Source organism: Salsuginibacillus kocurii DSM 18087 (assembly GCF_000377705.1).
GTDB classification, from domain to species: domain Bacteria; phylum Bacillota; class Bacilli; order Bacillales; family Marinococcaceae; genus Salsuginibacillus; species Salsuginibacillus kocurii.
The window spans coordinates 692,472-706,310 of sequence record NZ_KB898623.1; the positions used below are offsets into that span (position 1 = coordinate 692,472).

At 36.7% G+C, this 13,839-nt stretch carries 10 protein-coding genes; 5 read left to right on the forward strand and 5 right to left on the reverse strand.

All coding sequences use genetic code 11. The features are described 5' to 3' along the window. Positions 1–269 precede the first annotated feature (269 nt). Positions 270–938: an SOS response-associated peptidase gene (locus D469_RS0103395; RefSeq protein WP_018921961.1), complete on the forward strand. Its 669-nt coding sequence runs from the start codon at positions 270–272 to the stop codon at positions 936–938. 700 nt (positions 939–1,638) lie between these two features. Here the strand turns inward: D469_RS0103395 and D469_RS0103405 are convergent. The 3 genes from D469_RS0103405 to D469_RS0103420 all read right to left on the reverse strand — a co-directional run bounded on the left by D469_RS0103405 (position 1,639) and on the right by D469_RS0103420 (position 4,070). Continuing rightward, positions 1,639–2,022, reverse strand: a complete 384-nt coding sequence (locus D469_RS0103405) for an SH3 domain-containing protein (RefSeq protein ID WP_018921963.1) — start codon at positions 2,020–2,022, stop codon at positions 1,639–1,641. A 91-nt stretch (positions 2,023–2,113) separates the two neighbouring features. Then, positions 2,114–3,262 (reverse strand): MFS transporter, encoded by a 1,149-nt coding sequence (locus D469_RS0103410; protein WP_018921964.1) that lies wholly within the window; start codon positions 3,260–3,262, stop codon positions 2,114–2,116. Between the two features lie 193 nt (positions 3,263–3,455). Beyond that, positions 3,456–4,070: a TetR/AcrR family transcriptional regulator gene (locus tag D469_RS0103420; protein ID WP_018921966.1), complete on the reverse strand. Its 615-nt coding sequence runs from the start codon at positions 4,068–4,070 to the stop codon at positions 3,456–3,458. 470 nt (positions 4,071–4,540) lie between these two features. Between D469_RS0103420 and D469_RS0103425 the strand changes: the two genes are divergently transcribed. The 4 genes from D469_RS0103425 to D469_RS0103440 all read left to right on the forward strand — a co-directional run bounded on the left by D469_RS0103425 (position 4,541) and on the right by D469_RS0103440 (position 9,496). Next, entirely contained in the window at positions 4,541–5,095 is a 555-nt protein-coding gene (locus D469_RS0103425) for a glycerol-3-phosphate responsive antiterminator (protein ID WP_018921967.1), read from the forward strand. A 201-nt stretch (positions 5,096–5,296) separates the two neighbouring features. Further along, a complete protein-coding gene (locus tag D469_RS0103430) occupies positions 5,297–6,139 on the forward strand; it encodes an MIP/aquaporin family protein (protein WP_018921968.1) in 843 nt (280 codons plus the stop codon). Between the two features lie 12 nt (positions 6,140–6,151). Next, complete coding sequence (glpK, locus tag D469_RS0103435) at positions 6,152–7,666, forward strand: glycerol kinase GlpK (protein ID WP_018921969.1); 1,515 nt, start codon at positions 6,152–6,154, stop codon at positions 7,664–7,666. Positions 7,667–7,831: 165 nt separating this feature from the next. Further along, the gene (locus D469_RS0103440) at positions 7,832–9,496 is read left to right on the forward strand and encodes a glycerol-3-phosphate dehydrogenase/oxidase (RefSeq protein ID WP_018921970.1); all 1,665 of its coding nucleotides are present in this window, start codon (positions 7,832–7,834) and stop codon (positions 9,494–9,496) included. 235 nt (positions 9,497–9,731) lie between these two features. Here the strand turns inward: D469_RS0103440 and D469_RS0103445 are convergent, their stop codons facing one another. Further along, positions 9,732–10,307, reverse strand: coding sequence for a hypothetical protein (locus D469_RS0103445; RefSeq protein WP_018921971.1), 576 nt, complete (start codon positions 10,305–10,307; stop codon positions 9,732–9,734). 929 nt (positions 10,308–11,236) lie between these two features. Continuing rightward, entirely contained in the window at positions 11,237–13,501 is a 2,265-nt protein-coding gene (locus tag D469_RS0103450; RefSeq protein ID WP_018921972.1) for an ATP-binding protein, read from the reverse strand. Between the last annotated feature and the right edge of the window lie 338 nt (positions 13,502–13,839).

Genomic DNA, 13,839 nt, shown 5'->3' on the forward strand with positions numbered 1-13,839 from the left:
ACTATCCAATTGTCTAAAACTTCTTTCCTACTTTTTATATCGGCTAGATGTTTCAAAACGTTTAGCCCGCCATGGAGGTTTTTGTCATCTTTTTAGAAAACATGCAAAAACCCTATGAGGAGCCTTTTGTATGTCCAGTGATAGCTATAACGGCCAGTAACGAAAATACGTTGCCCAATGGTTTTGAAAATATTAGCTTTAAAAACTGGTTGTCACCATTATTTAGTGTCTATAATAAAAGAAAATGATTGGGATCGGAGGGCATTAAAATGTGCGGACGCTTTACGCTAACCGTTGATTTGGAGCACCTTATCGAACAGTTTACTATTGATGAAGTAACCATTGAAGAGTTCGAGGTAAGCTACAACATTGCCCCGTCGCAACAAGTCGTAGCTATCATTAATAACGGAGAAAATAACCGTCTGGGTAAACTGCGCTGGGGATTAATCCCTTTTTGGGCAAAAGACAAAAAGGTCGGATATAAAATGATCAACGCACGAGCTGAAACAGTCGCGGAGAAAACAAGCTTCAAACGTGCCTTAAAAAAACAGCGATGTATCATACCAGCAGACGCTTTTTATGAGTGGAAACAAGTCGATGGTCAAAAGCAGCCGTACCGAATACACCAATTAGATAACACTATCTTTGGGTTTGCAGGTCTGTGGGAAAAATGGACAGATGAGGACGGTACGGATATCTTCTCTTGCACGATCATTACTACTAAGGCAAATGAATTCATGGCTGAGATTCACGGACGCATGCCGGTCATTTTACCGAAAAAGCACTACAAGGAGTGGTTACATCCAGCTACCCAAGACACTCATGACCTCCAGGAATTACTGCAACCAATTGAGTCTTCTAATTTGACCGCCCATGAAGTTTCAAGCGAAGTAAATAACCCCCGTAATAATTATCAAGAGCTCATCAATCCTTTATAAATGAATGGATTTCATCATTCAAAATAAGATGTTAACCTCCGACTAATGAATGTGACCTTCACTTCAGACGGACGCTTTCCCGAGGGCTTGTCTTCAGCTACCTTTTTCGAAAGTAAAACCATCGAAACAGTGGATCTTCAGACTGCGCTTTATCCTCTGGGAGTCGCCGTCTTACGTTTCAGCCACTTTTGAAATGCCGTATAGTAAATAAAAATCAATAGATCGTATTCGTTTTATTGCTCATAAAACGTCATGATGAAATTGATTCAAATAACGGTTAATTTATTTATGTATATCAAGTCATTTATTACTACCAGTCACCGCTATGGAGGCTGGGCTTTTACTTTTAATGAGTACGTACTTGCACAACCTTGCAGAGAGGGGGGATCAAAAAATTGACCATTTCACAGCTTCAACCGCCTAGTAAACGTCATTGAGGAACTGGTTGTCATACGATTAATTACAAGGAATTTATAAACAAGTAAATAGGAGGCTGGTTATCCGTGCTACTTAACATTGAAAATACATTTGTGTTCTTACCTGCTGTTCACAAGTTTAATAGCCGTACATTTGGCATACCAACCATAAATGACTTAACAATACAAGTAGCACACAAAAACGCACAGAACTTAAATCTGTGCGTTTTTACTCATAGTTTCTTCCTTTCTTCAACTAATGCATCCGTTAAAATCATTCTTAGTTAGTGTTCGTTCACTTCTTTTATGTTTTCTTTAGGAACCCAACCTTCTTCTGCATTAGCTCTCCTTTTTACCCATACCCAACCATTTAGTTCCTTAATTTTTATTAGCTGTTCATCAATACTTACATCTAATTCTTTTGCAATATAATTCTCTAAAACCAGTCCCCGCTTATCTTGGATATGGATTATTTGTTTGGGAACCCACCCCTCTAGCTGATGTTTATCTTTCGTGTAACAATATATCCAGTTATTCCAACCCTCATTACCCTCATACTTTTTGCCAACAATAACATCCTGCCCTTTTAACAGTATAATTGGATTGGGATAGTTGCTTGTATGTTGTTTAGTTACTTTATAGACATTGTTATTTCTTTTATCCTCCAAAACTATCCACCTCTTTCTTTAAGTAAACTCTCCATTAGTTGAAAAGTGGCTCTTTTTTCTTACTTGCTCACCCACACCTACAACTAAAATTTTATGACCCGCTAGAAAATTCCTTATTTGTTTCAACTAACGCATGTCGACGTTTATATAAATCCCATATTGCATTAGTTCCAAAGGCTACGAAGGGGAAGGCAGCTGAAAATAGAAACACGTATACTAATGAATAATTCGCAACCGGACTTAACAACATCGAGCCAACTCCCACTCCCATGTATGACATGAGACCAAATATGGCATATGCATCTGATTTTGCTTTAGTTTCTTTTACTACAGCAATTCGATTGTAAAACAGGTTCATAACCCCTCCATAGAAAAAACCGAAAATCATGGCACTTAGTATAAGCAAAAAATAGCCAGGAGATAAGATTAAAAGCAAATTACTACTGCTAATGAGTAAAAAGCTAATGGATAATAATAAGTTCTCACTTATATATTCTTTAAGTTTCAGCATAAAGATTTGAGATAAAATGAAAAAGCTCCAAAAGAAAAAATAAAAAATATCTATTCTTAGGCTTAATCCCTCTAAATATAGGGGGAGAAAAGCAATAACTGCACCATAACTGATAGATGTTAACAGAAAAGTAACGTAACTGGGTAAGTACTGTATACTAAAGGCTTGCTTATTTAACGTATTAGCTCTAAGGGGCTTTCTCTTCCCATTGCGCTTTACTAAATAACTCACTGCCAGGGCAGACAAGGAGGAAATTAATAAAACGAGATAAACAAAAGTCCTTTCTGAATAAGTGTAATATAAAAAAACACCTAAGAAAGGAGCAACAGCAGAGGCTACGCCTAGAAAGGAATTATGAAAACCAATGACTTTTTTAGGATTATCTCCCCTACTTGTAATGATTGTTAATAAAATGGGAGCCACAACCCCTACACCCATACCTAACGTTATAGCCCCGATATAGAAGGCTATAATAGATGTTGATTTAATAAAGAGTATCAAAAAACCTGTGCAATATAAGAAAAGCCCTACTTTAAGCAATAGGTACTCATCTACCTCGTATTTTAATAGAAAGATCCTAGAGACTAATAAAGCTAGCATGAACGTTGTTAACACATAACCCGAAGTGGCAGGGGATTGAGTCACTTCAACTACTAATAAAGGTAAAATGGCGGTCAAAAGGCTGAATAAGAAATTAAACGTAAAAACAATATACAATAATTTTTTCATTTATTTTCGCTCCCATTTTTATGCAAACGCACTTTCTTTTTCATCAAACTTCACCACGATCCGCTTGTAGGCTTCAGCCATTTGTCTACAGATATAGAGGACAGTAATGTGTATCTCTTGGCAATGATCTTAACAACGTCCATACCTCTCTGTAGCAGAGGGAATTTCGGCTCTTGAACTTTCACGAACACAACTAACCTCCGTTTTTAACACCTTTTATAACACTTTCAAGATAGTGATCTATAAGTGATTCATGTTGAACCCAGGGGAAGTCTTTATACGTTATTAATAAAGAAGTAATGCCGTGCAATTGTCCCCATATCATTTGACTAATTAACCTTTCATCAGGATGGATAAAATAGTTGCTTTCAGTTCCCTCCCTCACTAATGAAATGAGTATTTCAAAAGCCTTAGCTCTCTCATTTTCAACTCCCATTAAGGAGTCGTCTTTATCAATGTTGCTGATAAACATCAATTTATAATAATCTTTATGAGACAATCCAAATTCAATGTAAGCACTCAATATGCTTTTGAATTTGAGGTCAAAATGCTCCTTTTTATTGGTCTGATAGGTTGAGTCAAGAGTTTGATAAAACAACTCATACCCTTGTTTTAATAACTCGAATAACAATTCATTCTTATTTTTAAAGTAGTTGTAAATAGTTGTTGGGGAATATTCAATTTTATCTGCAATTTTTCGCATGGAAACATGTTCATATCCATAAAGAGAAAAAAGTTCTGTTGCTGCATTAACGATTTGTTCCTTAATAAAAGCCTTTTCTCGATGTTTACGTTCTGAAATACTCATGAATTTAATCACCTCAACAAAGATACGGTTAACATCGTTATTTAAATTAACGGTGTTAATTTAAGGGTAAAATAACCATTTCTTTTTGTAAAGGAATATTTTTTCCATGTTTAAAAATGGTACATCTCGTTACCACTATTGGAGTTTTCTTATCTTAGCCTCTCATCTAAGGTAAAGCTTGATGGAGCTATTCTTGAATATCGATAAGATTATTCTAATCATTAAAATCTTTAACTCTATTTAGTCAAGAAATCATTCATTTACAGTATAAATCTAATGAGAATAAACATTACGAGAATATCATGATTTTGGTTCTCATTTATCTTCCTCTCTTCGTGCTAAAGGAGTCATTTAAGAAAAGCTGATGGTTTTCTGTTTAGGTAAAACTGACAGAGATATGTGACCTTTTTTCTTCTTTGTTCTGCTATAATATCTTTTACATGAGTTCACAGAAGAAAAAGGAGGAAAACATGCATTTCTCAAACTCAATGATTCTTCCAGCCATACGCGACTTGAAGGATCTGGATAAAGTCGCTCAAACAGATTATGAATACATCGTCCTATTAAATACTCATATCGGCCAGCTGAAATCCATCGTTAAGATGCTCCGCGATCACGATAAGAAAGTATTGCTGCACGCGGATTTGGTACAGGGTTTAAAAAGCGATGAATACGGAGCACAATTTCTGTGCAGGGACATCAGGCCGGCAGGGTTAATATCAACGAGAAAAAATGTTTTGTTAACAGCTAAAAAAGCTAAGTTAATAACTGTCCAACGATTGTTCCTCCTCGATTCGATCGCTTTGGAGTCGAGCTATAATATGCTCGAGACCATACAGCCTGACTGCATCGAAGTGCTCCCGGGCATTATTCCGCATATTATTCAGGAAATTTATGAAAAAACAAATACGCCTATAATAGCTGGGGGACTCATCCGGACAGAAAACGAAGTTCAGACTGCGATTGATGCCGGGGCCACTGCTGTCTCAACGTCCAGAAAAGGGCTTTGGGACCGGGATTACTGACTTTAGTTAAATATCAGACAATTAATTATTTTAATTGTCTCTATTTTGTTGACAACGCTTACATCCTCTGTTTTAATATAGAATAAGTTAATAATTTTTTCGTGGAGACTATGGAGACCAACGGAAATTCACCTGGAGTGAGACTCTAGGGGAATTCTGTTGGTCTTTTTTGTCTTCGAAACTTTTAAAGGGGGAAAAGGAATGTCACCTGTATTAGCTGAATTTTTAGGTACGATGATGCTTATTATCTTTGGAGGGGGTGTCGTAGCAGGGGTAGTCCTTAAAGGGACAAAATCAGAAGGCACAGGATGGGTATTAATAACTTTTGCCTGGGGTCTTGGCGTGGCCATGTCGGTTTATATGATTGGAGAAATAAGTGGAGGACATATTAACCCTGCCGTAACAGTAGGATTAGCGTTAATAGGGGATTTTGCGTGGTCAAGTGTTCCAGCTTATATTGGGGCACAGTTAGCCGGCGCATTTACCGGTGCCGCACTGGTTTTCTGTGTGTATTATCCGCATTTCAGAAATACAGAAGATCAAGGGGCAAAACATGGTGTATTTGCTACAGCTCCGGCAATCAAACATACACCTTCAAATTATTTTAGTGAAGTTTTAGGTACATTTGTATTATTATTTGGAATCGTTGCATTAGGTGCAAATGATGCAGGGGGACTTGACCCTCTTCTGGTTGGATTTTTAATCGTTGTCATTGGTATGTCTTTAGGTGGGACGACAGGGTATGCAATTAACCCTGCCCGTGATTTAGGACCAAGAATTGCTCATGCTATATTGCCCATTCATAACAAAGGCGATTCCGGCTGGGCATATGCGTGGGTGCCTATCGCAGGACCGATTATAGGAGGTGCGTTAGGAACATTAAGTTACGTGGCTTTATTCGAAGGAGTTGTCAATTCGGCTCTATGGCTTTTCATTGCATTGTTTTTCATTGTTTTGTTTATCTCTTATAAAATGGATCAAAAAGAAATACAGCCTAAGAGTTTGGAAGACACTTATCACAATCCTGAACAAAAACAAGCATAGGGGGAATTTAACATGGAAAAGAAATATGTATTAGCTTTAGACCAGGGGACTACTAGTTCAAGAGCTATCTTATTCAACAAAGAAGGGAAAATCGTAGATGTTGCCCAGAAAGAGTTCAGGCAGATTTTCCCTAAGCCAGGCTGGGTAGAGCATAATGCTAATGAAATCTGGTCCTCAATCTTAGGGGTTATCGCAGAAGTACTAAGTAATCAAGATGTCTCACCTAAAGAGATTGCTTCAATCGGGATTACAAATCAGCGTGAAACAACGGTGGTATGGGAAAAAGATACAGGCCGGCCGATATACAACGCTCTTGTATGGCAGTCACGTCAGACTGATGATATTTGTCAGGAACTAAAAGAACAAGGCCATAACGATCTTTTCAGGGATAAAACGGGCTTATTAATCGATGCTTATTTTTCCGGTACCAAAGTAAAATGGCTCCTTGATAATGTTGAAGGGGCGAGAGAAAAAGCAGAACAGGGCAAACTTTTATTCGGAACGATTGATACATGGCTTATATGGAAACTTTCTGGAGGCAAAGCCCACGTGACTGATTATACAAATGCTTCCCGAACGCTTATGTATAATATTCATGAATTGAAATGGGATGAGAACCTTCTTGATATTCTTGGTGTTCCAAAATCGATGCTTCCTGAAGTAAGGCCGTCCTCTGAGGAATACGCTAAAACGGTCAGTTACCATTTCTTTGGAGAAGAAGTGCCTATTGCCGGAGCTGCCGGGGACCAGCAGGCAGCTTTATTCGGCCAGGCATGCTTTGAGAAAGGAATGGCTAAAAATACCTACGGGACAGGGTGCTTTATGCTTATGAATACAGGAGAAGAGGCAGTTAAGTCCAATCACGGGCTATTGACTACCATCGCCTGGGGAATAGACGGAAAAGTCGAGTATGCGCTGGAGGGAAGTATTTTTGTAGCTGGTTCAGCGATTCAATGGCTTAGGGACGGGTTAAGAATGGTTAAATCGGCACCGGAAAGTGAAGGATATGCGTCGAGAGTGGATTCAACTGACGGTGTCTATATGGTGCCTGCGTTTGTCGGACTGGGGACACCTTACTGGGACAGTGAAGTTCGCGGTGCGATATTCGGCCTTACGAGAGGAACGGAGAAAGAACACTTTATACGTGCGACACTTGAATCCCTTGCTTACCAAACACGTGATGTACTGGACGCCATGGTTGCTGATGCCGGTATCGACGTTAAAACGTTACGAGTTGACGGTGGAGCAGTGGCCAACAACTTCTTAATGCAGTTCCAAAGTGATATTCTAGACGTGCCTGTTGACCGGCCGGAGATCCAGGAAACTACCGCCCAGGGGGCCGCTTATTTGGCAGGTCTCGCTGTAGGATTCTGGCAAAATAAAGAGGAAATCGCCCAGCAGTGGCATATTGATAAAACGTTTAAAACCGAAATGGATAACGCCAGACGTGAAGAATTGTATGAGGGCTGGAAAACGGCGGTCGAGGCAACGATGAAGTTTAAGAAAAAGAAAAAACAGACGATTTAATACAATTAAATTAAAAACTATGATACAATGTCCTTAAATTAATAATGAAGGTCTGGAGATATGGAGAGACCACAGCACCTAAGCATAAAAGGATTTCCTTTCATGCTTAGGATGTTGTGGTCTTTTTCTGTATACCCACCTTCTCACCAGGAAGGGATGTCTCAGATGGTAAAACCTTTTTCAGCAATTCAGCGGCAATCCTATTTAAACCAAATGAGTGAAAATGAACTTGACCTTCTAGTAATCGGTGGAGGGACCACAGGAGGCGGGATCGCATTAGATGCAACTTCCAGAGGCATGACGACCGGGCTTGTTGAAATGCAAGATTATGCTGCAGGAACATCAAGCCGCTCGACAAAGCTCGTACATGGCGGATTGAGATATTTAAAACAATTTGAATTTAAAATCGTTGCAGAAGTAGGAAAAGAAAGAGCGATTGTTTACGAGAATGCACCTCACGTGACGAACCCTGAATGGATGCTGCTTCCGATTATCCAGGGGGGGACTTTCGGGAAGTTCGCTACGTCGATAGGGTTAAAAGTCTATGATTTTCTAGCAGGCGTTAAACGTAAAGAAAGACGAAATATGTTAAACAAAAAAGAAACGATGAAAAAGGAACCCCTACTCCGCCAGGATACGTTAAAGGGGAGCGGCGTATATGTCGAATATAAGACGGATGACGCAAGATTAACTCTCGAAATTATAAAAGAAGCTGTGCACAGAGGGACAAAAGCAGTCAACTATACGAAAGCCGAGTCGCTCTTATATGAAAATGGCAAAGTAACTGGTGCTAAAGTAAAAGACCTGGTCAGTGGAGAAACCTATCACATCCGGGCGAAAAAAGTCATTAACGCTGCAGGGCCGTGGGTCGATGAGTTAAGGGAAAAAGACCGCTCTAAGAAAGGGAAGTTCCTTTATTTAACGAAAGGTGTCCATATTGTCATCGACCAGTCACGCTTCCCTTTAAAACAGGCTGTTTATTTCGACACAGAGGGAGACGGCAGAATGGTCTTCGCGATTCCAAGAGACGGGAAAACTTATGTCGGTACGACGGACACTCATTACGCAGAAGATATTGCATCTCCTCGAATGACCGAAGAGGATCTTACCTACCTTATTAATGCGACCAATTATATGTTCCCTGCAGTAAAGCTTAAAAGGGAAGATGTGGAATCGAGCTGGGCAGGGCTTCGCCCGCTTATTCATGAAGAAGGGAAGGATGCTTCAGAAATTTCACGTAAAGATGAGATTTTTGAATCAGAATCTGGTCTTTTATCCATTGCCGGAGGAAAGCTGACAGGTTACCGGAAAATGGCTGAACGTATTGTTGATTTGACAGCAAAAGAACAGGGAATTTCTAAAAAGTGCACCACAGAAAAAATAGTTCTGTCGGGCGGTGATGTCGGAGGCTCTCATCAGCTGGAAACGTTTATAGAGAACTGGACGAAGAAAGGAAAAGAGATTGGTCTGAGTGAGAAAGAGGCCAGGAAACTTACCCGTCTTTACGGTTCTAATGTAGCGAGAGTTTATGAGATTTTAGAAACCTCCGGTGATGAAGGCAAACATTACGATTTACCTGCAAGTGTCTACGCTTCTCTCGTATATGGAATCGAAGAGGAAATGGCAGTTTCACCAATTGACTTCTTTAACCGCCGTACGAGCGCCTTATTCTTTGATATAGATTTTGTTAAACAACATAAAATAGGAGTCTTGAAGTATATGAATGAACGTTTTCACTGGAGTAAGGAAGAACATGACCGGCATATTGAACTTCTTGAAAAAGAAATTTTCTATGCTGAAAATCCTGTGGCAACAGAAGAAAGCAATTAACGTGTGAAAACACAGGGAAGGTTCTCTTGCTACAGAAGCAAAAGAACCTTCCCCTTGTTTTCTAGAATGAATTCACCAATCACTATGATCCCCCGATAAGCTGACCTACCTACTAGCTTATATACATGGTCTAACATCTCGTTAACACTATTGGAGTTTTCTTATCTTAGCCTATCATCTCAAAACAGAATGACTCGGCTGCTAGCCTTGGCTGATTTAAACGCAAATATAAGTATCATCTTTTAAACAAGTTTATCCAGCCTATAGATGTTGCTTCACTTGCTTTATTATATGTAATTTCTTGCATTTGCTGTACTAAGTTAATTTCTCTCATATATTTATCATGTCGTTTTTCTTGTTCAAAAAGATTTAATGCCTCTTTTAAAGTATCAGCTCTTTTATCAACTAAATAAGTTTCTATCCTAGTCAATGCGTAAATGTTTATATAGCTATTAGGTATATATTTTGGCCGTATGTTATTTTCTAAGTCTTCAATTAAACTTTGAATCTCTCTAATTCTAGGTTGATTTCTTATTAGTTTTTTCTTCACATGTACCTTTGGCCAAACAAATAAAAAGTATATGCTTCCTACAAAAGTTATAGTGAATAACAATACATTATCAAGAATAGAAATAAATACAATACCAGATATTAGATATAGCACAAATAATTTTACGAGCTTATTCCAAAGTGTTAAATTGGCTAACGGCTTCGTATGATAATCATTAAATTCATTTTGTAGAGTTACAAATTTATTAACTAGATTCTTGTAATATCTCACCTCTGACAACAACTCTTCTTTACTTTCCATAGATCCCCTTACCATCCTTTCAGTTTATTTTATTATTTCTACTATATTGTATATCGGAAAAAGATTGATTTCTTTTATAAACTTTTCCTATTTTACTTCCTTCCTGTTACGAAAGAAATAAAAAACGAAGCTCCCCACAAGTTTAATAAACTAATGAGAAGCTTCTAAATTTATTTTCAGCACCAGTTTTAGCATTTTAATAACTTACACGTTAGGGAAGTGAGCGGATCTCGGACTAAAATCGCGACGTTCTGTTGCAACACCTAAGCCATCACATTCATGTGAAAGTTACATCATGCCGCCCCTATGGTAAGAGTGTGTAATATCTTACACGCTGTGTGCGTGGAGTGCGGTATATCAAGATTTTGTTAAATTTTGTCTGTAACATCTTTAACGTGAATTGACCGTTTTTAATGAAGTCCGTGAGCATTTATGTGAGCAAATGAGAGCAAGTAAACTTTTACATTCGCTACATTCATTTCCTACGATTAAGTGGTGTTCACCTATATATTTCTTTAAGAGTGTTTCAAAGATCTAGCCCAATTTTTCTGTTGAATAGTATCGTTGTACTGTGCAGTAGTGTACTTCGTTTGTTGCTTTTGCACCAACATAAGTTATCTGTTGACTCAATAAGACCTTTAGACCTTTTACAGTGTACATTTAACTATTTAAAAATGTACAATTGTATTTACTGTGTACTCTTGAAAGTTTATCTTAGCATATGTCAAATTAACAACTGCATATTCTTTAATGTCATTACCCCAGTAAACATCATCAATACTGTTATAACGGCAAAAATCATAACAATAGTCCATACCTCAACACTAGGTGTGGACTATTTTACACTTACAGAAAAAACTAGTTCTATAAAAATATTATACATACCTCTGAAAAAGTCATAGTAATCACCTTCCTTGTCGACAAGTTGCTTATTCTTGATTTGCTGCAGTCTGCTCCATCGCCAATTGGATTTCTTTCGTAGCTTCATGTTCGATAGATTCTTTCTCACCTTCCATCTGAAATTCGCCCATCATCATTACAAAATGTGAATAGTGATTGGAATTAATAAAGATTTGTTTAAATACATTAAAATAAATTTGATTTAACTCCTGGTTACTGTCGACATATAAATCATCATTAATGTGATGAGAACCATCATTTGCCCAAGATAATAGAGAATTACAAACAACCTTATCTTCATCCAAAAACTCTTCAACAATTTCATTCACATCAATGTTACCGAAAAATTTAAAGTAATTCTCCAATATTCTCCTCATTATATTTGGTGTTGTTATTGAATTTGGATTTTCTCTTAATTCTTTCCAAAGTAGCTCATAAGAGTTTTTTATAGGATTTTCTTGATAATCACTAATATAAGATATATTATCCACCTTCCTTACAATCCAGAATGTTTCATCAAGTTGCTTTTGACTACCATGACCTTTATTAAATGAAATTTCCTTGTGAAAATAAACATTATGCGTCAGTATTATTAATTGTTTAAAGTTTGAATCATTACTACGTACCTTTTTCTTCAAATTACTTATCAGATTACTTACCATAAACAATATATTGCTGTCAAGACTAGAAATTGGGTCATCAATTGCAATAATTCTTGATGTATTAACTTTATCGTGATCGTTGCTTCCGTTGATAAGTTGATAGAAATACAAAAATGTAATAAAGGTTTTCTCCCCTTCACTTAATGTTTCATTTGCAACTTCACCATTTTCTCTTACAATCTTGTAATTACCCTTTTCATTAGATTCGGCCAACTGAAAATTTGTGAAACCAAATGATTTAAGAAGAACATTGATTTCATGAATAGAAGGTAAGACACTTGTAAGTTTATTCTGTAAATCAATCGCCTCTTCTTCTAGTCTCTTTTTATGACCCTTTTGAGCTTCCTTACTTCTTTTCATTCCTTCTAAAGCTCTGCTATCTCTTCTAAAATTACTATTATAATGTTCATAATCACTCTTATTCTCTTTTACAATAAATCGCCATACATCGTTTATTAACTCGTCGCTTTCCTCGTTGATATTATCAATTACCCTATTTAATTCTGATATTTGTACATTCGCTAGTTCAATCTCTGAGTTTATCTGATCAATATAACTCATTATTGAATTTAACTCGACACTTATACTTGGTTCATTTCTCTTCTTTTCAAGCAACTGCAGGTTTTCTTTATATGCTGAATTTATTAGTTCAAATAGAGATTCTATTTTCTCTTTATTTATATAAGGTTTATCTTCATTTATAAGAAAATTGTACTTTTCAAAAAAGCCAATTGTATTTTCTCTATAATCTTCTATGGATGAATTTAGAATTTGTATTTGTTCCATGTATGTTTCGTCAAAATACATTTCCAATTTTCCCTTAAAATCCCTAGGTAACTCTTGTTGACAAAATGGACATATCCCATCTGTACCTTCCATATGTATATGCCCTTGCTGTACCCAGTCACTTATATTTAGTTCTGATATTAATTTAGCAATATCTATATCCTTTTTACCTATTATTTTTGTTTGAAATATTGAGTGTTTTTCTAAAGAATTGTCGTAGTTTAACACCGGAATTGGACTGGCTTTATCACGGGAGTTTTTAAAGACGGTATCCACTCTGTTCTTTAGTTCTTCATATGTATATATTTCATTGTTATTATTTGTAGCTTCGACCAAACACCTTTCCATAAATTTCCTTTTATTATTGCGAAGGCCAGAAAATGCCTCTTCGAAAACTTCATCATATTTCTGTTTTAAATCCCAACATTGATTTATAAACCATGTTTGTAAGTTTTCTATCTGTCCTTTTTTTTCCTCTATATTCATTTCTAAGTTTCCAATTCGTTCTTGATGCTTTTCCGCAACTTTCCTTTTTTCGTCAATTAAAGTTAAAATTTCCGTAGATTCCTTACCTAAGGTAAAAATTCCCTTTATATCATTGCGTATATTGAAATTTTCTTCAACAAAATGTCTATTATAAACAAATATGTCAAAGTCAGAACCGCCTGGTCTCCATTCAATATTACAAGAAGAAAACTTTTGATTGTCACTATTTCGTAGCAATTCAGAAATAGTAGTTTTTCCTGTTCCATTACTTCCAAAAATGTAATTGATTTTATCCAAATTAACCTCAATTCCTGTAGAATCATAGGAAGCAACTGTCTTTACCTTAATTTTTTCTATCATTGTATTACTCCTCCCTAACTTTATTTTGCCTAATATCAGCTTCTATTTTACAGGAAAGGTTTTACAAATATAACCAAAACAATAAATATTCAAACGTTTTATATCTTTTTGCGACATTATAGTAACAAAAAGTTTCCTGAACTTTTTGTGATAATTCTTAAAATTTCAATTGTTTGATCTTACAAGCTTTGATTTTATTCCTCTTTCTCACAAAGTCTTCTAACATTCTCATGCGCAGTAAGAGTCTATTGTTAATAGGGAAAAAGCGAAAATCTTATTCAGCTATTGTGCTCGTAAAATTAATGTAGTGATTTATTACAAATGAAAAATCCTTACAC

What these genes read in the sequence shown, in the direction of transcription:
- D469_RS0103410 (WP_018921964.1), bottom strand. Translation starts at nt 3,262, where the DNA reads ATGAAAAAATTATTGTATATTGTTTTTACGTTTAATTTCTTATTCAGC.
- glpK (WP_018921969.1), top strand. Translation starts at nt 6,152, where the DNA reads ATGGAAAAGAAATATGTATTAGCTTTAGACCAGGGGACTACTAGTTCA.
- D469_RS0103440 (WP_018921970.1), top strand. Translation starts at nt 7,832, where the DNA reads ATGGTAAAACCTTTTTCAGCAATTCAGCGGCAATCCTATTTAAACCAA.
- D469_RS0103420 (WP_018921966.1), bottom strand. Translation starts at nt 4,070, where the DNA reads ATGAGTATTTCAGAACGTAAACATCGAGAAAAGGCTTTTATTAAGGAA.
- D469_RS0103450 (WP_018921972.1), bottom strand. Translation starts at nt 13,501, where the DNA reads ATGATAGAAAAAATTAAGGTAAAGACAGTTGCTTCCTATGATTCTACA.
- D469_RS0103425 (WP_018921967.1), top strand. Translation starts at nt 4,541, where the DNA reads ATGCATTTCTCAAACTCAATGATTCTTCCAGCCATACGCGACTTGAAG.
- D469_RS0103395 (WP_018921961.1), top strand. Translation starts at nt 270, where the DNA reads ATGTGCGGACGCTTTACGCTAACCGTTGATTTGGAGCACCTTATCGAA.
- D469_RS0103430 (WP_018921968.1), top strand. Translation starts at nt 5,297, where the DNA reads ATGTCACCTGTATTAGCTGAATTTTTAGGTACGATGATGCTTATTATC.
- D469_RS0103445 (WP_018921971.1), bottom strand. Translation starts at nt 10,307, where the DNA reads ATGGAAAGTAAAGAAGAGTTGTTGTCAGAGGTGAGATATTACAAGAAT.